The sequence below is a fragment of the Marinospirillum minutulum DSM 6287 genome, from assembly GCF_000422325.1.
GTDB classification, from domain to species: domain Bacteria; phylum Pseudomonadota; class Gammaproteobacteria; order Pseudomonadales; family Halomonadaceae; genus Marinospirillum; species Marinospirillum minutulum.
Genome location: NZ_AULO01000013.1, coordinates 16,664 through 41,458, shown reverse-complemented (window position 1 = coordinate 41,458; position 24,795 = coordinate 16,664). Strand labels below are relative to the sequence as shown.

General features: G+C 43.1%; 25 protein-coding genes and 3 tRNA genes. 10 read left to right on the top strand and 18 right to left on the bottom strand.

The features are described 5' to 3' along the window. Positions 1 to 117: 117 nt before the first annotated feature. On the bottom strand, positions 118 to 825 hold the full coding sequence (locus tag H571_RS0107990) for a 16S rRNA (uracil(1498)-N(3))-methyltransferase (protein ID WP_027848841.1): 708 nt from the start codon (positions 823 to 825) through the stop codon (positions 118 to 120). A gap of 7 nt (positions 826 to 832) precedes the next feature. Continuing rightward, positions 833 to 1,270: a hypothetical protein gene (locus H571_RS0107985; RefSeq protein WP_027848840.1), complete on the bottom strand. Its 438-nt coding sequence runs from the start codon at positions 1,268 to 1,270 to the stop codon at positions 833 to 835. A gap of 200 nt (positions 1,271 to 1,470) precedes the next feature. On the opposite strand from H571_RS0107985, the gene H571_RS0107980 reads away from it, so the two are divergent. Next, entirely contained in the window at positions 1,471 to 2,256 is a 786-nt protein-coding gene (locus tag H571_RS0107980) for a hypothetical protein (protein WP_027848839.1), read from the top strand. Positions 2,257 to 2,258: 2 nt separating this feature from the next. Here the strand turns inward: H571_RS0107980 and H571_RS0107975 are convergent, their stop codons facing one another. After that, entirely contained in the window at positions 2,259 to 2,627 is a 369-nt protein-coding gene (locus H571_RS0107975; RefSeq protein ID WP_027848838.1) for a hypothetical protein, read from the bottom strand. Positions 2,628 to 2,783: 156 nt separating this feature from the next. Between H571_RS0107975 and phaR the strand changes: the two genes are divergently transcribed. Beyond that, the gene (phaR, locus tag H571_RS0107970; protein ID WP_027848837.1) at positions 2,784 to 3,290 is read left to right on the top strand and encodes a polyhydroxyalkanoate synthesis repressor PhaR; all 507 of its coding nucleotides are present in this window, start codon (positions 2,784 to 2,786) and stop codon (positions 3,288 to 3,290) included. A gap of 98 nt (positions 3,291 to 3,388) precedes the next feature. On the opposite strand, the gene H571_RS0107965 is transcribed toward phaR, so the two are convergent. The 6 genes from H571_RS0107965 to H571_RS0107940 all read right to left on the bottom strand — a co-directional run bounded on the left by H571_RS0107965 (position 3,389) and on the right by H571_RS0107940 (position 8,816). Further along, the gene (locus tag H571_RS0107965) at positions 3,389 to 3,754 is read right to left on the bottom strand and encodes a phasin family protein (RefSeq protein ID WP_027848836.1); all 366 of its coding nucleotides are present in this window, start codon (positions 3,752 to 3,754) and stop codon (positions 3,389 to 3,391) included. Between the two features lie 155 nt (positions 3,755 to 3,909). After that, positions 3,910 to 4,611 carry an ABC transporter ATP-binding protein gene (locus H571_RS0107960; RefSeq protein ID WP_027848835.1) on the bottom strand — a complete coding sequence of 234 codons (702 nt, stop codon included), beginning with the start codon at positions 4,609 to 4,611 and terminating at the stop codon, positions 3,910 to 3,912. Continuing rightward, positions 4,611 to 5,378 carry a high-affinity branched-chain amino acid ABC transporter ATP-binding protein LivG gene (gene livG / locus H571_RS0107955; protein WP_036217937.1) on the bottom strand — a complete coding sequence of 256 codons (768 nt, stop codon included), beginning with the start codon at positions 5,376 to 5,378 and terminating at the stop codon, positions 4,611 to 4,613. Before livG ends, H571_RS0107960 begins: the two co-directional genes overlap by 1 nt. After that, entirely contained in the window at positions 5,379 to 6,647 is a 1,269-nt protein-coding gene (gene livM, locus H571_RS0107950; RefSeq protein WP_027848833.1) for a high-affinity branched-chain amino acid ABC transporter permease LivM, read from the bottom strand. Further along, a complete protein-coding gene (livH, locus tag H571_RS0107945) occupies positions 6,647 to 7,570 on the bottom strand; it encodes a high-affinity branched-chain amino acid ABC transporter permease LivH (protein ID WP_027848832.1) in 924 nt (307 codons plus the stop codon). The genes livM and livH overlap by 1 nt, the downstream gene beginning before the upstream one ends. A gap of 124 nt (positions 7,571 to 7,694) precedes the next feature. Then, the gene (locus H571_RS0107940) at positions 7,695 to 8,816 is read right to left on the bottom strand and encodes a branched-chain amino acid ABC transporter substrate-binding protein (protein WP_027848831.1); all 1,122 of its coding nucleotides are present in this window, start codon (positions 8,814 to 8,816) and stop codon (positions 7,695 to 7,697) included. A 398-nt stretch (positions 8,817 to 9,214) separates the two neighbouring features. Here H571_RS0107940 and purD point away from each other — a divergent pair, with 398 nt between their 5' ends. The 3 genes from purD to H571_RS0107925 all read left to right on the top strand — a co-directional run bounded on the left by purD (position 9,215) and on the right by H571_RS0107925 (position 11,911). Next, a complete protein-coding gene (gene purD / locus H571_RS0107935; protein WP_027848830.1) occupies positions 9,215 to 10,507 on the top strand; it encodes a phosphoribosylamine--glycine ligase in 1,293 nt (430 codons plus the stop codon). 98 nt (positions 10,508 to 10,605) lie between these two features. Continuing rightward, on the top strand, positions 10,606 to 11,037 hold the full coding sequence (locus tag H571_RS0107930; protein ID WP_027848829.1) for an acyl-CoA thioesterase: 432 nt from the start codon (positions 10,606 to 10,608) through the stop codon (positions 11,035 to 11,037). A gap of 1 nt (position 11,038) precedes the next feature. Continuing rightward, a complete protein-coding gene (locus tag H571_RS0107925) occupies positions 11,039 to 11,911 on the top strand; it encodes a phosphoribulokinase (protein ID WP_027848828.1) in 873 nt (290 codons plus the stop codon). 82 nt (positions 11,912 to 11,993) lie between these two features. Here H571_RS0107925 and H571_RS0107920 read toward each other — a convergent pair. From H571_RS0107920 to H571_RS14670, 9 genes are all read right to left on the bottom strand, one after another. After that, positions 11,994 to 12,070 (bottom strand) — tRNA-Arg (locus tag H571_RS0107920). A 37-nt stretch (positions 12,071 to 12,107) separates the two neighbouring features. Beyond that, positions 12,108 to 12,184: transfer RNA gene (locus H571_RS0107915), tRNA-Arg, on the bottom strand. Positions 12,185 to 12,217: 33 nt separating this feature from the next. Then, positions 12,218 to 12,307 (bottom strand) — tRNA-Ser (locus tag H571_RS0107910). 203 nt (positions 12,308 to 12,510) lie between these two features. Then, on the bottom strand, positions 12,511 to 12,666 hold the full coding sequence (gene csrA, locus H571_RS0107905; RefSeq protein ID WP_027848827.1) for a carbon storage regulator CsrA: 156 nt from the start codon (positions 12,664 to 12,666) through the stop codon (positions 12,511 to 12,513). Between the two features lie 257 nt (positions 12,667 to 12,923). Then, positions 12,924 to 14,162 carry an aspartate kinase gene (locus H571_RS0107900; protein WP_027848826.1) on the bottom strand — a complete coding sequence of 413 codons (1,239 nt, stop codon included), beginning with the start codon at positions 14,160 to 14,162 and terminating at the stop codon, positions 12,924 to 12,926. A gap of 34 nt (positions 14,163 to 14,196) precedes the next feature. Next, positions 14,197 to 16,833 (bottom strand): alanine--tRNA ligase, encoded by a 2,637-nt coding sequence (gene alaS / locus H571_RS0107895; protein ID WP_027848825.1) that lies wholly within the window; start codon positions 16,831 to 16,833, stop codon positions 14,197 to 14,199. 83 nt (positions 16,834 to 16,916) lie between these two features. After that, on the bottom strand, positions 16,917 to 17,420 hold the full coding sequence (locus H571_RS0107890; protein ID WP_027848824.1) for a regulatory protein RecX: 504 nt from the start codon (positions 17,418 to 17,420) through the stop codon (positions 16,917 to 16,919). A gap of 8 nt (positions 17,421 to 17,428) precedes the next feature. Then, positions 17,429 to 18,523 (bottom strand): recombinase RecA, encoded by a 1,095-nt coding sequence (recA, locus tag H571_RS0107885; protein ID WP_027848823.1) that lies wholly within the window; start codon positions 18,521 to 18,523, stop codon positions 17,429 to 17,431. A gap of 108 nt (positions 18,524 to 18,631) precedes the next feature. Further along, positions 18,632 to 19,120 carry a CinA family protein gene (locus H571_RS14670; RefSeq protein ID WP_051168236.1) on the bottom strand — a complete coding sequence of 163 codons (489 nt, stop codon included), beginning with the start codon at positions 19,118 to 19,120 and terminating at the stop codon, positions 18,632 to 18,634. A 196-nt stretch (positions 19,121 to 19,316) separates the two neighbouring features. Here H571_RS14670 and H571_RS0107875 point away from each other — a divergent pair, with 196 nt between their 5' ends. The 5 genes from H571_RS0107875 (at position 19,317) to H571_RS14665 (ending at position 24,792) form a co-directional block, all read left to right on the top strand. After that, on the top strand, positions 19,317 to 20,300 hold the full coding sequence (locus tag H571_RS0107875; RefSeq protein ID WP_027848822.1) for a bile acid:sodium symporter family protein: 984 nt from the start codon (positions 19,317 to 19,319) through the stop codon (positions 20,298 to 20,300). Between the two features lie 72 nt (positions 20,301 to 20,372). After that, a complete protein-coding gene (mutS, locus tag H571_RS0107870) occupies positions 20,373 to 23,012 on the top strand; it encodes a DNA mismatch repair protein MutS (protein ID WP_027848821.1) in 2,640 nt (879 codons plus the stop codon). 33 nt (positions 23,013 to 23,045) lie between these two features. Continuing rightward, positions 23,046 to 23,369 (top strand): ferredoxin FdxA, encoded by a 324-nt coding sequence (gene fdxA, locus H571_RS0107865; protein ID WP_027848820.1) that lies wholly within the window; start codon positions 23,046 to 23,048, stop codon positions 23,367 to 23,369. A gap of 47 nt (positions 23,370 to 23,416) precedes the next feature. Continuing rightward, positions 23,417 to 23,761 (top strand): histidine triad nucleotide-binding protein, encoded by a 345-nt coding sequence (locus tag H571_RS0107860; RefSeq protein ID WP_027848819.1) that lies wholly within the window; start codon positions 23,417 to 23,419, stop codon positions 23,759 to 23,761. Between the two features lie 56 nt (positions 23,762 to 23,817). Next, a complete protein-coding gene (locus tag H571_RS14665) occupies positions 23,818 to 24,792 on the top strand; it encodes a bifunctional enoyl-CoA hydratase/phosphate acetyltransferase (RefSeq protein WP_051168235.1) in 975 nt (324 codons plus the stop codon). Positions 24,793 to 24,795 lie beyond the last annotated feature (3 nt).

Below are 24,795 nucleotides of genomic sequence, written 5' to 3'. Positions count from 1 at the left end.
TTGTCTCCAATTTTAAGGTTAGCTAGTTGCTAATATAAGGGAAATAGACCTGAGGTTATACCTTGTGTGTAAAAAAAGGTCTACCTTAAGTAAGATTTTTAGCTAGGACGAATTGTCTCAGAAAAGGCGTGACAACAAGGCTGTTACTGCCGTTTCTACACGCAAGATACGCTCACCCATTTGTACTGGTTGAAAGTTTTGTGCTTCTAAAAGCTGTATTTCATAATCAACAAAACCACCCTCTGGACCTATCGCAAGCGTTAGTTGTTGATCAATATTTCTTGGGCAGGTTGGGTAGTTGCCAGGGTGAGCCACTAGCTTAAGGGAATTAGCTGCAAGGCTAGCCAATTCATCTTCAACAAAGGGTTTGAAACGGTTTTTAAAAATAACCTCAGGTAGAAGGGTATCTTTAGCTTGCTCTAAACCCAAAATAAGGTGTTGATGAATTTTTTCTGGTTTTAATTCAGGTGATTGCCAGTAGCTTTTTTCAACTCGGTTGGTTTGCATAAGAACCAGCTTTTTTACGCCCAAAGTAGCTAAGTGCTCTAAGCTTCGCGCTAACATTCTAGGGCGAGGTAAAGCTAAAAGCAGGGTGACAGGCAGGGGAGGAGGTGGTTGCTTGTAAAGGTTTAGCTTAAGGCGTGTGGCATGGCTTTGTTGTTCTATAATTTCTGCTTCGCCACACAGGCCATTAATTACGCCTGCTTGTAGGGTGTCACCCACTTTAAGGCGATGAATGTTTTGAATATGCTGATGGCGACGATCGGTTAGTAGTACACAACCCTGACTATCAATTTCTTGCTGAGTTACGAGTAGTAGATTCATTCCTTGCTTAACTAAACATGCTAGCAGTTGGGATGTTTTTATCTAGCGCTTTATTTAAGAAAGCTTCTAAGGCATCTTGTTGCTCTTCACTCAGTTCTAATAAACGAAATGCCACATTAAACCCCTGTTGAGAATAACGGCGACAGCTGAGTACTTGTAGTTTTACATTAAGTTTAAAATTATTATCTAGCTGCAATTCTGCTTGATGAACAATTTTCTCATCAGGGCGATGGTGAGCAGTTCTGGGAACGAGTAAAGGGATATCGCCAGCTGGGCAAATAACACGAACTTCTTCGTGAGAGAGTTCTTGAGCATTGGCGTGAAACTCGCCTTTCTCTAGTAGAAAAGTAACTAGAAACTCTAGGTTAAGCAAAGGAAAACGCTTACGTTTAGAGTTGGGCTTGGAGCTGTTCGCTTTTGAGGTAGGAGTTATAGGTTGTAACATGCTATTCCCTGTTCTTTCTGCATTTTCACTAATATTGTATATTCTAGGGCTAAAGTTAAGTTAACTTCTACCCATAAATAACGAAAAGGTGTAACAGTCTTGAGCTTAATTGCAAGTTAATTTAACAATAGACTACTTGCAGCTAGCTAATATCAGTATTAAGTTAAATTAGAGTCTGTTTAACGCACTAGGAGTAAGCAATGAGGCTACAGCCTAAAAGTTATAAATGTTATTTTGCACTAGGCAGAGCTGTTTTTTTGCTACTGCTGTTGGTGCAGTGCATTGTACCTGAAGCTAGGGCAGAGAGCGCACATAAAATACAGCTGATAGAAGTTAAGCACCGCTCTGCAACTGAAATTATGGCTGCTATTAAGCCACATTTACCTAAAGGTACGGTTGTTAGTCAACAAAACCAAACGCTTGTTCTTAGTGGAAAGCCTTCAAATTTAGAGCAATTAGCCGTATTGATAGATGCTTTAGATCAACCCCTGCTTTCTTGGCGGGTACTTTTTGCGCAAGGTCAGGTTAACTTTCAAGCAGTTCAGCAAAAGTCGGCTCGCTATTATTCAACAGCGCGTTCAGAAGTTTTTGAAGTGCTGATAAGAGAAGCAAGTGAAGCAAGGTTGGAGCGAGGCTTTTGGGTTCCAATACAAACGGGTGTGGGTCAGTACCGCGAAACAGCTTATGAGTGGTTGGCTAGTGGTTTGTGGGTCAGAGTTAAGCCTGTTGGTGATCAATTAATACTTAGCTTGAGTAGCCAGCAAACGGAACAAAAAAAGACGAACGCAACGGGTTTGTCTAGTTTTTCTGGGCGGCAGTATGAAGGCGAGGTTGCTTTGCAGCTAGGTCAGTGGACAACTTTTGGTAGTGAAGCAGAATTGGCCGCACAAACACCGAATGCTTCCCGCCGTTATGTGGGCGGGAGCAAGAGTGAGTTTTACAGTGTTTGTATTGAAGCAAGCGATAAACCAACTTGCCCACGTTAGAATTAATCGTTGTTAAGAATGCTGCCATTTAGTGCCTGAAGTAGACCAAGGTATTCTTGGATGCTTTCAGGTAGGTAGTAGAAAGTATAAAAGCGTCTTTCGTGAATGCGGCGTTCTGGGTGCTTGGAGTCTGGATAAGAAGAAAAAGTTGGTGCCATAGTAAAGTGGATAACGGTCGTTTCAGCAGGTAGTTTAATTTTTTTACCATCTAAGCTTAATTTTTCTGAGTCAGATTTCAGCGTGTAGTGAGATAACTCAGTAATTTGGTGCAAGTTTAGGTAAATATGGCTACTAAGATTTATTAGCCTATCTTTTGGTGTATCGTTGGTAATGAAGTAGATTACACTGCTTTTATGGATTTTAATTAACATACTACTCTCCTAGTATTTTTGCTTAGTCTAGCTAAGTGTTACAAAATAACAATAATTAAACGGCTTAGGTAAGTCTCTAGGTCGTTGGTGCTGTTACAATAAGTTCAAAATAAGTAGGCCTGTGTGTTTTAGCAAGCTTTATATAAGGAGTTGCCTTTGCGAGCCATTCGTAAATATGCCAATCGACGTCTCTATGATACCTCAGAAAGCCGTTATGTGACCTTAGAAGATATTCGTCAACTGATTATAGATCAGGAAGACTTCTATGTTGAGGATTCAAAAAGTGGTGAAGACCTAACCCGTAATATTTTACTGCAAATCATTACTGAGCAAGAAAACCAGGGTGGTGAGGAACGAGGCCGTCCGATGTTTAGCAATAAGGTATTACAACAGCTCATTCGCTTTTATGGGGACTCTATGCAGGGTTCTATGAGCGGTTATCTAGAACAAAGCATTAGTATTTTTATGGAACAGCAAAAGTTGTTGCGTGAACAAATGCAGCAAGCCATTAAAGCTAATCCGATACAAGCTGCTAACCCTATGGAAGTGATGCGCAAGGTTGCCGAGCAGAATCTACTGCTTTGGAAGAGTTTAGCTAGGGGTAGTTTTGGTCGTTCGTTAGCTGAAAAAGAAACGGATGAAAAGAAAACGGATAGCGAATAAAAAACCCGGCCAAGTGGCCGGGTAAAAATAACAGCACGCTGAATCAGGCAGAGGGAGTTTGCTGAAGTACGGCTGCTAAACTTTTTAAAAACTTAGGCTTACTTAGCAGCTTTTGCCTGAGTTTTAAGTACTTCAACTTCAGCTGTAGCGCTTTCGCGTGCTTCAGTCATAATATCCATATTGGTTTTAAATAAGCGACCAACACGGTTCTGTAAATCTTGAGCAAAATTAAACTGAGCTTCTTGTAGTTTAGTTACATCAGTTGTTTTACTGGTGTTTTCAACTTGTTTAGAAACTGCTTCAACACACTCAGTGTAAAAACGGGTTTGTTCGCTACCAAGCTTTTCTAGGGCTTTAGCTTGAATAACCATTAGGTTAGAAATAGGCTGAAACTGCTTACCGTTTAGGCTTTCTTGGTAGGGCTTCATCATGGTTTGCATATCAGTCATAAATTTCTGGAACATGGTGCGACTCCTTTAAATAACAAAATACTACCTAAGCTTTGCTGCACCGCAACAAGCACACTTAATATAGTGCACTGCACAATAAGCGTCAAACGAGAAATGAAAAAAAAGCCAAAAAACTTGTTTTTTGGCTTTTTTATAGAGTAAAACGTTGTTTAACCACCTAAATAGGCTTTTTTCACATCCTCATTGGCTAAAAGGTTTTGGCCTGTGTCCTGTAAAACTAGCTCCCCATGCTCTAAAACGTAACCTCTATCTGCAATAGCTAGTGCTTTAAGGGCATTTTGTTCTACCAAGAAAATAGTTGTACCTGTTTCGCGCAACTGTTGAATGATTTCAAATATTTGGCTAATGATAAGCGGTGCTAGCCCCAGCGAAGGTTCATCAAGTAGTAGTAATTCAGGTTCATCCATTAACCCTCGACCTATGGCAAGCATTTGTTGCTCACCACCCGACATGGTGCCGGCACGTTGATGAAATCGCTCTTTTAAACGAGGAAATAGATTTAAAACCCTTTCTTCTTGCTGTTCTTTTACTTCTTTACTCTGAAAGTAAGCACCCATGGCTAGGTTTTCTTCTACTGTCATACCTGTGAATACGTGCCTACCTTCTGGCACAACAGACAAGCCATTACGCATAATTTTGTTGGTTGGTTTTTGGGTTATGTCTTCACCTTGAAAGATAACTCGGCCTTGGCTGGCTTGTGGATCACCACAAATAGTCATCATTAGGGTGCTTTTACCTGCCCCATTAGCGCCAATTAGGGTAACTATCTCTCCTTTTTTTACATTAAGAGAGACGCCTTTTAAGGCATGTACTGCGCCATAGTGGGTGTGAATATCTTCTAGCAGCAGCATTATTCTTCCCCTAGGTAGGCTTTAATAACAGCTTGGTTGCCAAGAATTTCTGCTGGTGTACCCGTTGCTAAGGGAGCGCCTTGGTTAATAACCACTATTTGATCAGAAATTCCCATAACCAGTTTCATGTCATGTTCAATTAATAGAAGGGTGACGCTGTATTTATCGCGTAACTCTATAATAAGTTGGTCTAGTGCTTGGGTTTCTTGAGGATTAAGCCCTGCTGCGGGTTCATCTAACATGAGTAAAGTAGGTTGCGTTACCATGCAGCGGGCTATTTCTAAGCGCCTTTGTTGACCATAAGCAAGCGTTCCTGCTTCACGGTTAGCAAATTCAAGTAGGTTTACCCTTTCTAGCCATTCTGCTGATCTATCTTCTAGTTCCTGTTCTTTCGCTTTATAACTAGGGAGGTTTAACATACCTTTAAGCAGGTTTCTTTCTGCATGCATGTGTTGGGCAACTAACAGGTTTTCGAGAAGGGTCATTTCCTTAAATAAGCGAATGTTTTGAAAGGTACGAACCATGCCATGTCGAGCAATTAAATGCCCAGGTAGCTTGTGCATGGGCTTACCTTTAAAAAGCACTTCACCAGCAGAGGGTTTGTAAAAACCACTAATGCAGTTAAATACGGTAGTTTTACCTGCGCCATTAGGACCAATTAACGAGACTATTTGCCCTTCATTAACATCTAAAGAAACGTGGTTAACCGCCATTAGGCCGCCAAAACGCATCACAAGGTTTTTTACTTCTAGCAAAGGTTGAGTCATTTATTTCACCTCTGCGTTAGTGGTTTTAAGTTCACGATGAGGGCGTTTGGCTGGTAATAATCCTTGGGGACGCCAAATCATCATTAGCACCATCATTAAACCAAAGAGCAGCATACGGTATTCATTAAACTCTCTGGCTAATTCGGGCAGTAATACCATAGCGATAGCTGCTAGCACTACGCCTAGTTGAGAGCCCATACCGCCGAGTACCACTATGGCAAGAATTATGGCAGATTCTATAAAAGCGAAAGACTCTGGGCTAATAAAGCTTTGTCTAGTAGCAAAGAAAGCACCTGCAAAACCGGCAAAAGTTGCACCTATAGTAAAGGCAGAAAGCTTAATGTTCGTTGGACTCATACCAAGAGAACGGCAGGCAATTTCGTCTTCACGTAACGCTTCCCAAGCTCGCCCTATGGGCATTCTTATTAAGCGGCGAATAATGTAGATAGATAGCATAACGAGCAACAAAGCAAGCAGGTAAAGAAAAATAACTCGATGAACTGGGTCGTAAGCAATACCAAAAAACTCATGGAAGGTGTTGTCGCCCCTGCGGGAAAACTCTAAGCCAAAAAGAGTGGGTTTTGGAATGCTACTAACACCATTAGGCCCGCCTGTTAACTCGGTAAGGTTATTCAGCAGTAGCCTAATAATTTCCCCAAAACCAAGCGTTACTATGGCTAAGTAGTCTCCTCTAAGCCTTAGTACAGGATAACCCAGCAACCAGCCTGTAATGGCTGCAAATAAGCCAGCGACTGGTAGTGCTTGCCAAAAGCTAAAACCAAAATAGGTATAGAGTAAACCATAGGTGTAAGCACCTACGGCGTAAAAACCAACATAGCCTAAGTCTAATAAGCCAGCCAAACCTACAACAATATTTAGCCCTATAGCTAGCATTATGTAGATAAGCACTAGTGTTGCTAAGTCGATATTGCTTCGCCCTGTGGTGAAGGGAAAAACGAGTAGTGCGGCTATAGTTAACATCAGCCACAAGCGTTGTTGTTTGTCAGTACGTAAAAAAGCCAGTATGGCTATACGATCAGTTGCGCTACTACTGAGTTTAGGAATTCGATCTCGAAAAAGTTGAAAAAGAAACACAATTAATCCCGCTAAACCTAATTCAATAAAGGTTTGGGTGCTTGCTAGTTCAACGCCTAGGGTAATGCCTTCAGATTTTAGGCGTAAGCCCATAACTGAAGCACCAAGGAAGAGGGTTAAACCTGCGGCAAATAATGCAGAAGTTAAGTTAGTGAAAAGAGGTTTTTTTGTCATTAGATTTTTTCAACCTCTGGCTTACCTAGTAGGCCACTTGGGCGGAAAAGTAGAATTAAGCAGAGTAAAGAAAAGGCGACTACGTCTTTATATTGAGCAGAGAAATAAGCGCCTGTCATGGTTTCGGCAGTACCAAGAATTAAGCCACCTAAAACAGCACCTGGAATACTGCCTATGCCACCTAATACAGCGGCAGTAAAGGCTTTTAGGCCTGCTATAAAACCAATCATGGGGTTAACTACACCGTAATAAAGCCCTAACAAAACACCCGCAACCGCAGCCAACATAGCACCTATAACAAAGGTGGCAGCAATCATGTGGTTGGTATTGATACCTAAAAGATTAGTCATACCAGCATCTTGTGAACAGGCGCGGCAGGCACGACCAACACGAGAGCGACTAATAAAAAGGGTCAGTAAAACCATGCAAATCAGTGTGATAACAAAAATAATAAGTTGCATGTAGGCAAGGTTTACGCTGATCTCATCTGTACCTAGTGACCAGCTACCAGAAATAATACTTTGTTGGGCTAGATCACGCGAACCTTGTGCGAGGCGCATATAGTTTTGTAAAAAAATAGACATACCTATAGCAGAGATAAGGGCAATTAGGCGCTTACTACTGCGAACAGGACGGTAGGCAACACGCTCAATTGTAAAACCATAAGCACCTGCAACCATCATGCTAATAATTAAAGCGGCTATTAAAATAAAGGGTAGGCTTTCTATACCTAGGAGGGTTAGGCCAGCAATGACTATAAAAGTAATATACGTGCCTAGCATGTAAATCTCACCATGGGCAAAGTTAATCATGCCAATAATGCCGTAAACCATAGTGTAGCCTATGGCAATTAGGGCATAGGTGCTGCCTACGGTTAGTCCGTTAATCACTTGCTGTATAAAATAACTAATTGATTCATTCATGGTTGGTACCATTGGTAGTGCGCGAGGCTGTTCGTGGTAAGTTCAGCACGGCTTAATTTCAGGCGATAACCCGAAAGCCCCAGAGTTAACTGGGGCTTAATATTTAAGTTATTTGCTTCAAGGCTTAAGGTGCTTCAGTACGAGTTGCATCGGCATGCCAAGTGAAAACAACAAAATTAAAGGCTTTTAAGTCACCTTTATCATCGTATTGCACTTGACCAATGGGCGTGTCAAAAGAGTTGGCGCGTAGGTAGGCAGCAACTTTTTCTGGGTTTTCAGATTTAGTGCCTTTCATACCTTCAGCCATTAGCTGTACCGCAGTGTAAGCAGGCATTACAAAAGGACCGGCAGGGTCTTCTTTGTTATCACGAAAGGCTTTAACTAGATCAGCATTACGAGGGTCTTGTTCAAAAGCGGGTGGTAGGGTTACAAGTAAGCCTTCTGATGCTTCACCTGCAATGGCTGTAATGTCAGGGTTACCTACACCTTCAGGCCCCATGAACTGTGCATCTAAACCTTGTTCGCTAGATTGGCGTAGCAGCAGGCCAAGCTCTGGGTGGTAGCCACCATAGTAAACAAAGTCAACATCTTCACGAACCATACGCGAAATAATGGCAGAGAAGTCACGGTCACCAGCATTAATACCATCAAACATAACAACGTTGATACCCTTGTCAGTTACTGTTTGGTTAACTGCACGAGCAATACCTTCACCATACTGTTGTTTGTCATGCAGTATCGCCATTTTTTTGGGTTTAACCTTGGTTGCTATGTAGTTACCTGCAACAGGGCCTTGCATGTTATCTAAACCAATAGTACGGAAGATGGTTCGATAGCCAAGCTGAGTGATTTCTGGGCTGGTTGAAGCGGCGGTAATCATTAAGATGCCTTCTTCATCATAAACGGCAGAAGCTGGCTGAGTTGAACCCGAGCAAAGGTGGCCTACAACAAAGCTAATGTTATCGTTAACTATACGGTTGGCTACAGTAACGGCTTGGCGTGGCTCACAAGCATCATCATAAACCACACCCTCGAGCATCTTACCGTTAACACCACCCTGGGCATTAATGCGTTTAATGGCCATTTGAGCGCCAGTAAATTGCATATCACCGTATTGGGCTACAGGGCCAGAAACTGGGCCAGCCAAGGCTATTTTTATAGTAGAGGCTGCGCTAGCTAAAGAGCTACCTAACAGCAGGCTTGCGGCGGCAGCGCTTAGTAGTGTTGCTTGAAAAGTTTTTTTCATTTTATTGTTTTCCATTTGCAAGTTTTAGGTCAGATTTTTTGGATCAGACTTAGTTAAACACTCTTGGTTAAACACTCTTGGGTGTACTAAATAATTGCTCAGTATAGTTCCACAGGTGATTACTAGCACTTCAAAACCAACTTGTCTAGAAGCTATTTATAGCGGCAACTAGGGTTAAGTTTCATTTGTTTAGATGAATTTATCGTTATAAAAACTTAGCTAGTTTTTAATCCTGTATTTTTTTTGATTGCTAGGGGTTTCGTTCTAATTAATACACCTGTATGAAAATGGCTAATAGTGCTCGATTAGCCTGAATAGAGTTCCAACACAAAAAAACTGTATAATGTTAAGAATTATTTTTAGCTAAACTTTTAAGCAAAACATAGGAAGCAAAACACATGAAATTATTGGTTGTCGGCAGCGGTGGACGCGAGCACGCTTTGGCTTGGAAAGCAGCTCAGTCAGCAGATGTTTCAGAGGTGCTAGTAGCACCAGGTAATGCAGGCACTGCGCTAGAGCCAAAAATAAGAAATATTGCCCTAGATGTGCTCGATTTTGCAGGCCTAGCGGCCTTGGCTAAAAAAGAAAATGTGGCCTTAACGCTTATAGGGCCAGAAGTGCCTTTAGTAGAAGGCATAGTGGATTACTTTGAAAAAGAAGGCTTGGCCGTGTTTGGCCCTTCTAAAGGGGCCGCGCAGCTAGAAGGTTCCAAAGCTTTTACTAAAGATTTTTTAGCGCGTCATAATATTCCAACTGCTTTTTATGGTGTTTTTACTCAGGTAGATGAAGCACTGACTTATGTTCGTGAAAAAGGTGCGCCTATAGTTATTAAGGCTGATGGTTTAGCAGCGGGTAAGGGCGTTATTGTTGCCATGACTTTACCAGAAGCAGAAGCCGCTATTATTGACATGCTTTCAGGCAATGCTTTTGGAGAAGCTGGCGCTCGTGTTGTTATTGAAGAGTTTTTGGAAGGTGAAGAAGCCAGCTTTATTGTAATGGTTGATGGTGAAAATGTACTTCCTATGGCAACTAGTCAAGACCATAAGCGGGTAGGGGATGGCGACACAGGCCCAAATACTGGCGGTATGGGGGCTTATTCTCCTGCGCCGGTTGTAACCGATGAAGTTTATCAGCGTGCCATGAATGAGGTTATCTACCCAACTGTGAAGGGTATGGCAGCAGAAGGTAACACCTATGTTGGCTTTTTATATGCTGGTTTAATGATTGACGCTAGTGGCACACCTAAAGTCATAGAATACAACTGCCGTTTTGGTGACCCAGAAACGCAACCCATTATGCTGCGTTTAAAGTCAGACTTGGTCAAACTTTGCCAAGCGGCTTTAGATAAAAAACTAAACACAGTGACTGCGGAGTGGGATGAGCGTCCCGCTATTGGTGTAGTCATGGCTGCAGGTGGCTATCCTAATGATTACACTAAAGGTCAGGTGATTACTGGTTTACCTCAGCAAGAGCAGGAAGCAGTAAAAGTATTTCATGCGGGTACTGCCATGCAAGATGATACCGTGGTGACGAGTGGTGGTCGTGTCTTGTGTGTTACAGCTATGGGTGAAACAGTAGCACAAGCACAAGCACAGGCTTACCAGCACTTAGATAAAATTAGCTGGGAAGGCTGCTTCAGCCGTCGCGATATAGGTTACCGTGCCATTGCTCGGGAGCAAGCTAGCCAATAGGTTATTCCCTAGTTAGCTAGTAAATGCTTTAATACAAGTGTTTTAATTTTATAAGCCCAGTTTCTAGCTGGGCTTTTTTTTCCTAGGAGAAGCGGTTTATGTCTAGAATTACCTTGGATTTTCCAGCCCCCGCTATTTATAGCCACCCAGTACGCTTACGCATTAGTGATATTAATTATGGAAATCATTTGGGGCACGATACTTTAGTTTCTTTATTGCATGATGCACGTTGTGGTTGGTTGGCAAAACATGGCTTAACAGAGCTAACAGTTGACGGTAAATCTTTAGGCTGGGTAGTGGCTGAGTTGGTGGTTAACTACCGTGCAGAAGCTTTTTATGATGATGAGTTACAAGTTGAGTTGGCTATAGGTGAAATTGGCTCTAAGGGCGCAGAAATCTATCACCGCGTAGTAGGTAAAGAAGGGGTGGAAGTTGCTGTAGCAAAAGTTGGAGTGGTATTTTTTGATTATATAGCGCGTAAAGCTGCTGCTGTGCCAGAGAACTTTATTCAATTAGCTAAAAGGCCTTAGTATGGCGCGTGAATACCCTATTATTGCTGTTACTGGTTCATCAGGTGCTGGTACGACTACAGTTAAAGATGCTTTTGCGCGAATGTTTGCTCGTGAAGAAGTGAATGCCGCTTTTGTGCATGGTGATAGTTTTCATCGCTATACACGAGAGCAGCTAGAAAAACTGCTAGAGGCTCACCCAGAGCAACGTCAATCACTTTCACACTTTGCCTTGGAAGCCAACCTCCTAGATAGACTCGAACAGTTATTTCAGGATTATTCCGCCAGCGGAACAGGTGAGTATCGTCAGTATATTCATGCTGAAGATAAAGAGCAGGTAGAAGCAGGCTACAAGGTGGGTACGTTTACCCCTTGGGAAGCTTTACCAGAAGGGACAGACCTGTTGCTTTATGAGGGCTTGCATGGTGGCCTAGTAACGGAAGATTATAATATTGCGCAGTATGTTGATCTATTAATAGGTGTTGCTCCATCCATAAATTTGGAATGGATTCAAAAAATAGAAAGAGACACTAAGCTGCGTGGTTATTCGCAAGAAGCCGTGATAGACACCATTCATTCAAGAATGGAAGATTATTTGCGTTACATTCTGCCGCAATTCTCGCGTACGCACATTAACTTTCAGCGAGTACCAGTTGTAGATACTTCTAACCCTTTTGAGATAAGTAGTGTGCCAACCGCTGATGAAAGCTTTGTAGTGATACGCTTTCGCGGGCCACAAAAAGCGGACTTTCCTTACTTGCTTTCCATGATTAAAGACAGCTTTATGTCTCGCCCAAACACACTGGTAGTGCCAGGGGCAAAAATGCAGCTAGCCATAGAATTGATTATGTTGCCAAGAATGCAGGAAATTTTAGAAGGTCGACGGTTTAAATAAGAAGATCCGCAGGGATGCTGTTGAAATAAACTAAACTAAGGGAAGATTTTATAACTAGGAGTGATTGAAGAAGCTTGTTAGTTGGCGCGCTCTGGAGGATTCGAACCTCCGACCGCCTGGTTCGTAGCCAGGTACTCTATCCAGCTGAGCTAAGAGCGCGCAAAACTAATACACAAGATTTTAAATGTTTTTGAATTGGCGCGCTCTGGAGGATTCGAACCTCCGACCGCCTGGTTCGTAGCCAGGTACTCTATCCAGCTGAGCTAAGAGCGCGTAAGTCATTTTAAAGCAAACATCTAAAATTAGTGGCGGAGAGAGAGGGATTCGAACCCTCGATGAGATTTCTCCCATACGCCCTTAGCAGGGGCGCGCCTTCAGCCACTCGGCCACCTCTCCAACACGGCGCACATAATACCATCTGTTATTTTTTTGTCTACCCTTTGCTAAAAAAAACTTGTTTAAGCAACAACTTAAATTGTTTAGGCAAAGAAAAACCGCAACTTAGGTCGGTAAGGTACCGGTAAGTTGCGGTTTTTTAGTTAGCAGTCAAAAAGGGAAATTTAGTAATTACCCTGATTGCCACCTTCCTCTTTTTCACGTTAGATACGTTGGTAAATTTCTTCGCGGTGTACTGCAATTTCTTTAGGTGCATTAACACCTATGCGAACTTGATTACCTTTAACACCTAGAACAGTAACAGTAACTTCATCACCAATCATAAGCGTTTCACCAACACGGCGAGTAAGAATCAGCATAGTAGAATCTCCATATCAATCAGTCCAGATATATATACATCTCAACAGGCGTTGGAATAAGGCTTGAAAGCTTTACTCCATGTGTCTTGGTTAAATGTAGACCATCTCCGATGGCTAGTGTTCACTTGCCAGACAAGCATATTATCCGTCAATAGCATAAAAATGTTAAATGATTTTTAACTATTTGTTGGATGAGTTTTCTATATGAGTGCAGAAACCCTCCTTGGTTTGCTGCTTTTAGGCTTTATAAGAGGTGATTACTCAGGTTTATCTAAACCAAAAGCTGTATGCAATGTTCTAACAGCGAGTTCAGTAAACTTCTCATCTATGACTACTGAAATTTTAATTTCAGAGGTAGATACCATGCGAATATTGATGCTGTTCTCTGCTAGGGTCTTAAACATTAGGCTGGCAACACCTGCATGAGAGCGCATACCTACACCCACTAGTGAAACCTTAGCCATAGCGTTGTCACCAAGAATACGGCCAGCACCCATTTCTTCAACACACTTCTCTACTAGGCTATAAGCTTTTTTATAGTCGCCTCGGCCTACAGTGAAAGAAAAGTCGGTAGACTCACCGTCTGGTGAGACGTTCTGTACAATCATATCGACTTCAATGTTAGCGTCACTAATAGGGCCAAGAATTTTTGCTGCTACACCAGGAATATCTGGAGCGCCTAAAATAGTAATTTTTGCTTCATTGGTGTGGTGAGCAATACCAGAGATTAGTGGATCTTCCATCGCGTTATGTTCCTCGTTATCTGCAATAATGAGTGTGCCTTCACCTTCGCTATCTTCAAAACTTGAAAGAACACGTAAGGGAACTTGGTATTTACCTGCAAATTCGACTGAGCGTATTTGTAGAATTTTTGAACCAAGACTGGCAAGTTCAAGCATTTCTTCTACAGTAATTTTGTCTAGTCTGCGTGCCTTAGAGCAAATACGTGGATCGGCGGTATATACGCCATCAACATCAGTATAGATTTGGCATTCATCTGCTTTTAAAGCAGCAGCTAAGGCAACGGCTGTGGTATCTGAGCCACCGCGACCTAGCGTAGTAATATTGCCTTCTTCATCAACGCCCTGAAAACCAGCCACAACCACAACACGACCCTTGTTAAGGTCATTCTTAACTGATTCAGTATCTATTTTTTTGATACGGGCTTTGTTGTAAGACTTGTCGGTAACTATACCCACTTGAGCGCCAGTATAAGAAGTGGCTGGAATGCCTTGCTGTTCCATTGCCATAGCTAAAAGGGCAATCGTTACCTGTTCACCTGTTGAAATAAGCATGTCTAATTCGCGAGGTGAGGGGTTGTCATGAATATCTTGAGCTAACGCAAGTAGACGATTAGTTTCACCGCTCATGGCTGAAACAACAACGACTACATCATGCCCTTCCTTACGGAAGCGACCAACGCGCTCTGCTACTTTTTTTATTCGTTCAACGCTACCGACTGAGGTGCCGCCAAACTTTTGTACATAAAGTGCCATAGGTATCCTTTTGGGTTATGTAAGGGAATTAATCCTACCCCAGTTGTTCTGCTACCCAAGCTTTAACTGAAGCTAAGGCTGCGGGCAGGCTTGATGGCTTAGTGCCACCCGCCTGCGCCATGTCGGGGCGACCACCACCCTTGCCACCGACTTGTTGAGCAACATGATTAACTAATTTGCCTGCATGAATCTGGTCTTTAGCTGCACCTGATACACCGGCAATTAAACTAACCTTGTCGCCCTCTACTGCTGCTAGCACAAGGGCTGCTGGTGCTAGTTTTTGTTTCATTTGGTCCATCAGTTCACGCAGAGTGGGTACATCTGCACCTTCAATACTTACTGCAAGAACCTTAACACCAGCCACTTCTTCTACTTGACTGGTTAAATCTGTACTACCGCCTGAAGCAAGTTTTTTCTTAAGTTGCTGCAAGTCTTTTTCTAGCTGACGCATACGGTCTTGATTGGTTTCTAAGCGTTCAAGTAGCTGTTCTGGTTTAACTTTAAGTTGGCTAGCAGCTTTTAGTAATTGCTGCTCACGCTCTTGTAAAAAGTTAAGTGCTGCTTCGCCTGTAATACCTTCAATGCGACGCACGCCCGCAGCTACACCTGATTCAGACGTTAGGTGAAATAGCGCGATATCACCAGTACGAACAACATGCAAGCCACCACAAAGCTCGATAGAAAAGCTTTGCTCACCTTGTTTGGTGCCCATACTTAATACGCGAACTTCTTCGGCATATTTTTCACCAAATAAAGCCATAGCACCACGTTTTTTTGCTGTTTCTAAATCGAGTAATTCAGTGGTGACCGCAGCATTAGCACGAATTTGCTCGTTTACTAAACGTGAGATTTCTTGTAGTTGTTCAGCTGTTAAGGCTTCATTGTGGCTAAAATCAAAACGTAAACGTTCAGAATCTACCAAAGAGCCTTTTTGCTGAACACTGTCACCTAAAACTTGGCGAAGGGCTGCATGTAATAAGTGAGTGGCTGAGTGGTTACGGCGGGTGCGTTCACGCACACGGGTATCTACTTGAGCGGTTAGCTGATCACCAACTTTTAATGAACCTTCGGCAACTATACCTTGGTGTGCAAAGGCCTCACCGGCCTTAGTGGTGTCTTGTACATCGAAGCGCTGGGTTTTACCTAAAAGCTGACCTGTATCACCTACCTGACCACCCGCCTCTGCATAAAAAGGTGTGGTATCAAGAATAACTAAACCCTTTTGACCTTCAGCTAGGCTTTCTACTGGTTTGCCTTCTAAATAGAGTGCAATAACTTCTGCTTTATCGCTTGCTTTGCTATAGCCAGTAAATTCAGTGGGTCGATCAATATTAATAATGCTGTTGTAATCTAAACCAAAGCTGCTTGCAGAGCGGGCACGTTCACGCTGGGCTTGCATTTGTTTTTCAAAGCCAGCTTCATCAACGCTTAAGTCTCTTTCACGGGCTATGTCAGCGGTTAGATCGAAGGGGAAGCCAAAGGTGTCATAAAGCTTAAAAGCAACTTCACCTGGAATAACCTTGCCTTTTAGCTCAGCTAAATCTTGCTCAAGAATTTTCATGCCTTGATCTAGCGTTTTAGCAAATTGTTCTTCTTCATGCTTAAGGGCTTTTTCTATTTGCGTTTGCTTTTCTTTTAGTTCTGGAAAAGCATCGCCCATTTCTTTAACCAGCGCAGCAACAATCTTGTAGAAGAAACTACCTTCAGCACCGAGCTTATGACCATGGCGGCAAGCACGACGAATAATGCGGCGTAGTACATAGCCACGGCCTTCATTTGAAGGTAACACACCATCGGCCACTAAAAAGCTACAAGAGCGAATATGGTCGGCTACAACGCGTAGGGAAGGTTGGTCTGAATTTTCACAACCGATAGCGATAGAAGAGGCTTGGAGCAAGTTTTGGAAAAGGTCAATTTCATAATTGGCATGAACGCCTTGCAGCACTGCGGCTAGTCTTTCTAAGCCCATACCTGTATCAACGGAGGGGGCAGGTAGGGGAAGCATTTCACCTTCAGCAGTGCGATTAAACTGCATAAAGACGACGTTCCAGATTTCTATAAAGCGGTCGCCATCTTCTTCAGGCGAACCGGGCAGGCCACCCCAAATGTCTTCACCATGATCATAAAAAATTTCTGTACAAGGACCACAAGGGCCAGTGTCACCCATTGCCCAGAAGTTATCTGAGTTATAGGCAATACCTTCTTGGTCACCAATACGAATAATGCGTTCGGCAGGAACACCAACTGACTTATTCCAAATTTCAAAGGCTTCGTCATCGGTATGGTAAATAGTAATCCATAGCTTTTCAGGAGGAAGTTTGGCAACGCCGGTTAAAAATTCCCAAGCGTAGGTAATGGCATCTTGTTTGAAGTAGTCGCCAAAACTAAAGTTACCTAGCATTTCAAAAAAGGTGTGGTGACGGGCGGTATAGCCGACATTTTCTAAATCGTTATGCTTGCCACCAGCACGAACACATTTTTGGGTGGTGGTTGCACGGGTATAGCCACGTTGTTCGTGACCAAGAAAACAGTCTTTAAATTGGTTCATCCCCGCATTAGTAAATAGCAGGGTAGGATCATCCTGGGGTACTAGGGAGCTGGATGGAACAACAGTGTGGCCTTTAGACTGAAAAAACTTCAGGAAAGCCTCGCGAATTTCAGCACTTTTCATGATGCCTCTCTGTATGCGAATTAAGCTGCCGGGTTAAGCTGGGCAACTATTATACGGAGTTCGTAGCAAAATGATAACCTCGCTTATTCTAGAAAAACCGCCTTACGGATTAGGTCTGGTGTAAACCCCTGCTGGGCTAGAAAGCGTTGCATTTTTCCTGCTTCACGCTGATCTATAGGTGGTTGATTCCCAAAGCGCTTTTCCCTAACCCGCATAATTTGTGGATACCAAAGCGGCTCTAAGGATTTAAGTTGTTGGTTGACTAGCTGCTTAGCTAGTTGGTGTTTCCAATAGCCTTGTTGTAATGCTAAGGGACCTTTACCTTGGCGGAGAAATTTATTGGCTAGGCTTTCTATAAAGCGTTCATCACTTTGTAAGTCGTGTTCAAGCAGGAATTCGATTAATTGGTTAATTAGCTCTGTACAGGTTGCTTGATCAGGTGTTTTTTCAGGGTCAGCTGTTTCTGCTGCGGTAGGCTTGAATAGCTTTTCGCGCAACTCATGTAAGCTTTGCTCTCTAGCCGCCAATAAGCGAAAAGCCCGCTCTCGGCGGGCTTTAATCCAAGCTTCTGCAACTGAATCTTGCATTAACTAGCCTAGTCTTCTAAAGGTGGCAGCTCATCGACTAGCGTGTCTTTAGCTGGTTTTTTAGTGCTGGCAGTAGCCTTGGCGTCTTTGCCATCAGGCTTATCTTCTAATTTGCTAAGCAGTTGATCACGAACACCCGTTTCAATTTCATTCATGATTTCAGGGTTGTCTTCTAAATATTGAGCGGCATTAGCCTTACCCTGACCAATTTTAGTGCCCTTATAGCTATACCAAGCACCTGCTTTTTCAACCAGTTTGCACTGCACACCTAGGTCAATGACTTCACCTGCATGGTAAATGCCCTTGCCATAAAGAATTTGGAACTCTGCTTGACGGAAAGGAGGCGCTACCTTGTTTTTAACCACTTTAACGCGCGTTTCGTTACCCGTTACTTCATCGCCCTGTTTAACAGCGCCTATACGACGAATATCTAAACGAACCGAGGAGTAAAACTTAAGTGCGTTACCACCCGTTGTGGTTTCTGGGCTACCAAACATCACGCCAATTTTCATACGGATTTGGTTAATAAAAATAACCAAGCAGTTGGCGTTTTTAATGTTACCCGTGATTTTACGTAGGGCTTGCGACATTAAGCGAGCTTGTAAACCTACGTGAGAATCGCCCATTTCGCCTTCAATTTCAGCGCGGGGTGTAAGGGCTGCGACTGAGTCAATAACGATAACATCAACAGCACCTGAGCGAACTAATGAATCGGTAATTTCTAAGGCTTGTTCACCGTTATCTGGTTGAGAAACCAGCATGTCATCTAGGTTAATGCCTAGTTTTTCTGCGTAGATAGGGTCAAGTGCATGCTCAGCATCTATAAAGGCACAAGTTTTGCCCATTTTTTGTGCTTGTGCGATAACCGATAGGGTGAGTGTGGTTTTACCTGAAGATTCTGGGCCGTAAATTTCAACTACACGACCAAAGGGCAAGCCGCCTATACCCAGTGCAATATCAAGCCCTAAGGAACCAGTAGAAACAGATGGAATGGCAACTCGGGGTTGATCACCCATGAGCATAACAGCGCCTTTACCAAATTGTTTTTCAATTTGGCCTAATGCAGCGCTAAGGGCTTTTTGGCGGTTTTCATCGGAAGCCATAAGAGAATATCCTTTTTGTGCGATCTGTTGGGTAGTGTCGAATAAAATTTAACAGTTTGTCGATTACTGTATAGGTTAACAGTATTTTGCTGGAAGGCAAGAACTGATTTATATGCTTTTTTCAAGCCAGTCTAACAAGCCTTCTAAGGCTTTATCTATACTGGCTTCTCTTACCTGCCTACGATCACCTGTGAAGTTAAATATTTTAGCAAGCTGTTGCTCGCTTGTACCCCAAGCAAGCCATACAGTACCTACAGGTTTTTCAGGGCTGCCACCACCTGGACCAGCAACACCGCTAACTGCAACAGCTAAATTTGCAGGGCTTCTTTTACATGCGCCTTGCACCATGGCTTTAACAACCGCCTCACTCACAGCACCTTGTTTTTCTATTGTTGTTTTGGCGACACCCAAAAGGTTGTGTTTTGCTAGGTTGGAATAGGTAACTAAACCACTAGTGAACCAGGCGGAGCTGCCAGCTACTTCAGTGAGTGCTTTTGCTATACCACCACCCGTACAAGACTCTGCTGTAGCTAGCTGGTAGTTAGCGCTTGTCGCTAGTTTAGCTATTTTATTGACTAAGGCCATGCGTGAAGTCATTTTTTTCTCCTGCTATAAGTGATGAGGAAGGTTTTCAAAAAAAGCTTCTAAGGCTGGATTAATAAAGTTGGTTTTTAAGTGATGATCTTCTGGCAAAGGTAATATAACTAGTGTTAGATAGCGAGCCTTGTTTGGCGTAGTTTATTCCTTTTTATTAAGAATAATGAGTAGAAAATAGAACCAAGGAACTCTAGTTATGTGGCAGTTAATTAGACGTGTTTTTGATAATTACACGCTTTTATTATTAGGCATGGTGTTGTTGGCAACCTTTATTCCGGCAGTAGGTGTGGGCGAGTTTATTATGACTTGGCTGACCCGCTTTGCTATAGGGTTGTTGTTTTTCTTACATGGTGCACGTTTATCTCGTCAGGCTATTTTGGCTGGTATCATGCACTGGCGGTTACATAGCCTAGTGTTTGGTTTTACCTTTATTGCTTTCCCATTAATTGGTTGGTTGCTACTGCCTGTATTGCGCCCTTTATTGGGCAACGAGCTGGCAATGGGTATGCTTTACCTTTGTGCTTTACCCGGTACGGTGCAATCTGCCATTGCCTTTACCGCACTAGCAAGAGGAAACCTGGCAGCGGCGGTATGCAGTGCTTCGGCTTCCAGCCTTATAGGTATACTGGTGACGCCGCTATTAGTATTAATTCTGTTAGACCTAGATGCCTCTGGTGCTGGTTTTTCTTTTTTAGATACGTTAGTCAGCATTAGTTTGCAGTTATTAGTACCTTTTTTGGCTGGGCATTTATTACGCCCTTGGCTAGCTGATTGGATAGGTAAGCAACGCAGCTGGTTAAGCAAGGTAGATCAAACCTCCATTTTATTAGTGGTTTATACTGCTTTTAGTGCTTCGGTTGTAGCTGGCTTATGGAATGACGTTCCTTTAGAAAGGCTGCTTTGGTTAACCTTTGCATGTGCAGTGCTTTTAGCTGTAGTTTTATTTTTAACTGCTTGGTTGGCACGCCGGTTTGGCTTTAATAAAGAAGATGAAATTACCATCGTGTTTTGTGCTTCTAAAAAAAGCATGGCAACGGGCGTGCCAATGGCGCAGGTTTTATTCAGTGGCGCACTGCTCGGCCCTATGTTGTTACCCTTAATGATATTTCACCAAATACAACTCATGGCCTGTGCACAACTTGCTGCTTATTATGCCAAGCGGTCAGAACAAAAAGCATGAGCCTGTATTCAAACTCTTGCCTCGGGTATCATGTGCGGGCATTTACCTTCTAGCAGGCAGGAGTTTTAAGGCTTGAGCGACGCAGACTTTTCCAACCATACGCCGATGATGCGGCAGTTTCTCACTATTAAGCGCGATTATCCTACCACCCTGCTTTTTTATCGTATGGGTGATTTTTATGAGCTTTTTTTTGATGATGCCAAGGAAGGTGCGCGGTTATTAGATATCACACTAACGCAGCGGGGTTCATCGGATGGTGAGCCAATTCCCATGGCTGGTATTCCTTACCATTCTGCTGATGGTTATTTGGCACGTTTGGTTAAAGCAGGTAAGTCGGTTGCTATTTGTGAGCAGGTAGGGCAAGCCGGTGAAGGCAAAGGGCCGGTAGAAAGAAAGGTTGTTAGAATTATTACCCCCGGCACTTTGACAGATGAAGCCTTAATGGATGAGCGCCGAGACAACCTGCTGGTCGCAATTTATCCACAGGGTGAAGCATCTAAGCCTGAACAAAAGGTTTGGGGTATTGCCAACCTAGATTTAGCCAGTGGCCGTTTTGTGGTTGCCGAAGTGGTAGGGCAAACCCAGCTAGAAACCACCTTGGCGCGTTTAGCCCCTTCTGAGTTGCTGGTTGATGAATTAACCCAACTGCCTGCCGAATGGGAAAAGCTTAAAGGTTTGCGCCGAATACCGCCTTGGCAGTTTGATAAACAAACCGCTGTTCGTAAATTATGTCAGCAGTTTGCTGTGCAAGATTTACGCGGTTTTGGGTGCGATGCGTTAAACCCTGCTTTAGCGGCTGCGGGTGCACTTTTAGATTATGTGCAAGAAACTCAAAAATCTGCCTTGCCGCACCTGCGCTCTTTAGTAGTTGAAAATGAAGACGAAGCGCTGCTGTTAGATGCTGCTAGTCGCCGTAATCTAGAACTAGATACCAATCTTTCTGGCGGGCAAAACCATACGCTTATGGAAGTGTTGGATGCCACGGCTACACCTATGGGGTCACGTTTACTGCGCCGCTGGTTACATCGCCCTTTGCGTAACCTTGGTATTTTGCAACAACGCCAAGTAGCTTTGCAGGAATTACAAGTCAACCTGTTTGAATTAGAACTGGCAACCAACCTAAAAAGTATTGGTGACTTAGAACGTATTTTATCGCGTATTGCATTGCGTTCGGCACGCCCTCGCGATTTATCTAGGTTAAAAGATGCCTTGCTTGATTTGCCTGAATTAAAAGCAAAAATTGGTGATTTAAAAGCCCCCTTACTAAAAACAATAAATCAACAGCTAGCACCTCTGCCAGAACTAGCAGACCAATTAGCGCGTGCTCTTATTGAAAACCCACCCGTTGTTATTCGTGATGGTGGCGTGATTGCTTCAGGTTATGATGTTGAGCTAGATGAATTAAGGGATTTACGTGAAAACGCCGGTGGCTTCTTATTACAGCTAGAAGAGCAAGAAAAAGCCCGCACGGGTTTATCCACCTTAAAAGTGGGCTATAACCGAGTGCATGGTTATTTTATTGAAATTAGCCGAGCACAATCTGATAAAGCACCCGTTGAATACCAGCGCCGCCAAACGCTTAAAAATGCCGAGCGTTTTATTACCCCTGAACTAAAAGTATTTGAAGACAAAGCGCTTTCCAGCCAAAGCCGCGCTTTAACTCGTGAAAAGCAGTTGTATGAAGAACTGTTAGATGTACTAAATGAAAACTTAGCTAGCCTGCAGCAAACAGCCACAGCCCTAGCTGAGCTGGATGTATTGCATAACTTAGCAGAAAGGGCTGAAACCTTGCGCTGGTGTGTGCCTGAATTAAGCAAGCAAGAAGGCATTAGTATTACTGCTGGTCGTCACCCAGTAGTAGAGCAGGTAGTGACTGATCCTTTTGTAGCGAATGATTTAAATTTTAATCCAGCTACACGCATGTTAGTTATTACTGGTCCTAATATGGGCGGTAAATCGACTTTTATGCGGCAAGTGGCTTTAATTGTTTTATTGGCTTATATCGGTTCAGCTGTGCCTGCTGATGCAGCTCAAATAGGGCCGATAGACCGTATTTTTACCCGTATAGGTGCATCCGATGACCTGGCTTCAGGACGCTCAACCTTTATGGTGGAAATGACGGAAACTGCTAATATACTGCACAATGCTACGGCACAAAGCTTGGTGTTAATGGATGAGGTGGGGCGAGGTACCAGTACTTTTGATGGTTTGTCTTTAGCTTGGGCTAGCGCAGAAGAACTGGCCGCTTTAGGAGCTTGGACTTTATTTGCTACCCACTATTTTGAACTTACGAGCCTAGCTGATGACTTAGCCAAGGTTGCTAATGTGCATCTTTCTGCCAGTGAGCAAGATGATTACCTGGTTTTTATGCACAAGGTTGAAGCTGGGCCTGCTAGTCAAAGCTATGGTTTACAAGTTGCACGTTTGGCGGGTGTGCCCAATAAAGTAATCAAGCGGGCGCAGCAAAAGCTAAAAGATTTAGAAGCGTTAGAAGTCACTAAGCAGGTACCCGTAACAGAAACCCAAGTAACAAACCGGCAAGTTAAGGAATCTATGGCTAGGCAAGCGAGTTTGCCACCCTTACAAGCCGATATGTTTGCTGTAGAGTCTCACCCTTTGGTTGATAAGTTTCGTACTCTTATCCCTGATGAGTTAACACCTAAGCAGGCCTTAGACTTGCTTTACAGCTTTAAAAAACTAGTTGATGATTAAAAACATTATAATTACTAAATTGAGGAGGCTCAGGTGACCTTTGTAGTAACTGAGAACTGTATTCGCTGTAAATACACTGACTGTGTAGAAGTTTGTCCGGTTGATTGCTTTTACGAAGGGCCTAACTTTTTAGTTATTCACCCAGATGAATGCATAGACTGTGCTTTGTGTGAGCCTGAGTGCCCTGCTGAGGCAATCTTCTCTGAAGATGAGCTGCCTGCAAATATGAAAAACTACATTGAATTAAATGCGGAACTAGCAGAAGTTTGGCCCAATATTTCAGAACAGATTGACCCTTTACCCGATGCAGCTGAATGGGACGGTAAAACTGATAAGCTTAAGTACTTAGAACGTTAAATAGTTAACTAAGTGCTGCTTTAAAATAAAAAATAGGAGGTATCACCATGCAAGACTGTATTTTTTGTAAAATTGCTAAGCATGAATTACCAGCAACAGTGCTTTACGAAGACGACCAGGTTATTGCTTTTAATGATATTGACCCAAAAGCACCGCATCATTTGCTGGTGATCCCTAAACGCCACATCACCACCTTGAATGATTTACAAGAAGGTGATGAAGCTTTAGTAGGACGTTTGCAAGTAACAGCAGCCAAACTAGCTAAAGAATTAGGTTTTGCTGAAGCGGGCTACCGTGTAGTGATGAATTGTAATGAAGATGGTGGCCAAACAGTATGGCATATTCATATGCATGTATTGGCTGGCCGTAGTTTGACCTGGCCTCCAGGCTGATTAAATTCAGCTAAGTGCCATTAATGGTTTTTATAAATTTGAGGAATCCTAGAAACATGAATGATGCAATCAAGAAGGTATTAGCACCTCACGCGCCGAAAGATAAGGATGTAAAACACTTTCGTTTGGAATCTATTTTACAGCAAGCAAAGGATGCAGCGCCGGTTCCAACCGCTGTAGTGCATCCTACTGATGTCAATAGTCTGCAAGGTGCTATAGAAGCAGCCGAAGCAACTATAATTGTTCCTTTTCTAGTGGGTCCAGAGAAAAAAATTCGTGCCACGGCAGAAGAAGCAGGCATAGACTTAAAAGATTATAAAATCATTAACACCGAACACAGCCATGAAGCAGCTAATGTAGCAGCAAAAATGGCACAGTGTGGTGAAGTGCATGCTCTAATGAAAGGCTCTATAGCAACCGCTGAACTCTTGGGTGCGGTAGTTTCCAGAGAGAATGGTCTGCGCACTGAACGCCGTTTGTCGCACATTTTTGTTATGGATGTGCCTAGCTACCATAAAACACTACTGATTACCGATGCTGCTATAAATATTTCGCCTAACCTAATGGATAAGCGCGATATTTTACAAAATGCTATCGATTGTGCTCATGCGCTAGGTATTCCTTTACCTAAAGCAGCGATACTTTCAGCTGTAGAAAAAATTAAGCCTAATATTCAATCTACCTTAGATGCGGCAGCCCTTTGTAAAATGCTTGATAGAGGTCAAATCACTGGTGCGATAGTTGATGGCCCTTTAGCCTTTGATAATGCCATTTCCTTAGAAGCAGCACTAGATAAAGGCATTAATTCACCTGTGCCTGGTGATGTGGATATCCTTATGTCACCTGATTTAGAGTCGGGCAATATGTTTGCTAAACAGCTACAGTACCTAGCCAGCGCTAAAGCGGCAGGCATAGTTATGGGTGCACGTGTTCCAGTTATTTTAACTAGCCGTGCTGCCAAATCATTAGAACGCTTATCTTCCTGTGCAGTAGCAGTGATGGTTGCGCGTAAATTGGGTCGTCTGGAGTAAGCT

Coding starts and splice junctions, on each gene's coding strand:
- H571_RS0107965 (WP_027848836.1), bottom strand. CDS start 3,754: ATGTTCCAGAAATTTATGACTGATATGCAAACCATGATGAAGCCCTAC.
- H571_RS0107980 (WP_027848839.1), top strand. CDS start 1,471: ATGAGGCTACAGCCTAAAAGTTATAAATGTTATTTTGCACTAGGCAGA.
- csrA (WP_027848827.1), bottom strand. CDS start 12,666: ATGCTGATTCTTACTCGCCGTGTTGGTGAAACGCTTATGATTGGTGAT.
- livG (WP_036217937.1), bottom strand. CDS start 5,378: ATGACTCAACCTTTGCTAGAAGTAAAAAACCTTGTGATGCGTTTTGGC.
- H571_RS0107960 (WP_027848835.1), bottom strand. CDS start 4,611: ATGCTGCTGCTAGAAGATATTCACACCCACTATGGCGCAGTACATGCC.
- H571_RS14670 (WP_051168236.1), bottom strand. CDS start 19,120: ATGACTTCACGCATGGCCTTAGTCAATAAAATAGCTAAACTAGCGACA.
- H571_RS14665 (WP_051168235.1), top strand. CDS start 23,818: ATGAATGATGCAATCAAGAAGGTATTAGCACCTCACGCGCCGAAAGAT.
- H571_RS0107875 (WP_027848822.1), top strand. CDS start 19,317: ATGTGGCAGTTAATTAGACGTGTTTTTGATAATTACACGCTTTTATTA.
- alaS (WP_027848825.1), bottom strand. CDS start 16,833: ATGAAAAGTGCTGAAATTCGCGAGGCTTTCCTGAAGTTTTTTCAGTCT.
- livH (WP_027848832.1), bottom strand. CDS start 7,570: ATGAATGAATCAATTAGTTATTTTATACAGCAAGTGATTAACGGACTA.
- H571_RS0107940 (WP_027848831.1), bottom strand. CDS start 8,816: ATGAAAAAAACTTTTCAAGCAACACTACTAAGCGCTGCCGCCGCAAGC.
- H571_RS0107860 (WP_027848819.1), top strand. CDS start 23,417: ATGCAAGACTGTATTTTTTGTAAAATTGCTAAGCATGAATTACCAGCA.
- H571_RS0107890 (WP_027848824.1), bottom strand. CDS start 17,420: ATGCAAGATTCAGTTGCAGAAGCTTGGATTAAAGCCCGCCGAGAGCGG.
- purD (WP_027848830.1), top strand. CDS start 9,215: ATGAAATTATTGGTTGTCGGCAGCGGTGGACGCGAGCACGCTTTGGCT.
- H571_RS0107985 (WP_027848840.1), bottom strand. CDS start 1,270: ATGTTACAACCTATAACTCCTACCTCAAAAGCGAACAGCTCCAAGCCC.
- H571_RS0107925 (WP_027848828.1), top strand. CDS start 11,039: ATGGCGCGTGAATACCCTATTATTGCTGTTACTGGTTCATCAGGTGCT.
- recA (WP_027848823.1), bottom strand. CDS start 18,523: ATGGCTTCCGATGAAAACCGCCAAAAAGCCCTTAGCGCTGCATTAGGC.
- H571_RS0107990 (WP_027848841.1), bottom strand. CDS start 825: ATGAATCTACTACTCGTAACTCAGCAAGAAATTGATAGTCAGGGTTGT.
- livM (WP_027848833.1), bottom strand. CDS start 6,647: ATGACAAAAAAACCTCTTTTCACTAACTTAACTTCTGCATTATTTGCC.
- H571_RS0107900 (WP_027848826.1), bottom strand. CDS start 14,162: ATGGCACTTTATGTACAAAAGTTTGGCGGCACCTCAGTCGGTAGCGTT.
- H571_RS0107930 (WP_027848829.1), top strand. CDS start 10,606: ATGTCTAGAATTACCTTGGATTTTCCAGCCCCCGCTATTTATAGCCAC.
- H571_RS0107975 (WP_027848838.1), bottom strand. CDS start 2,627: ATGTTAATTAAAATCCATAAAAGCAGTGTAATCTACTTCATTACCAAC.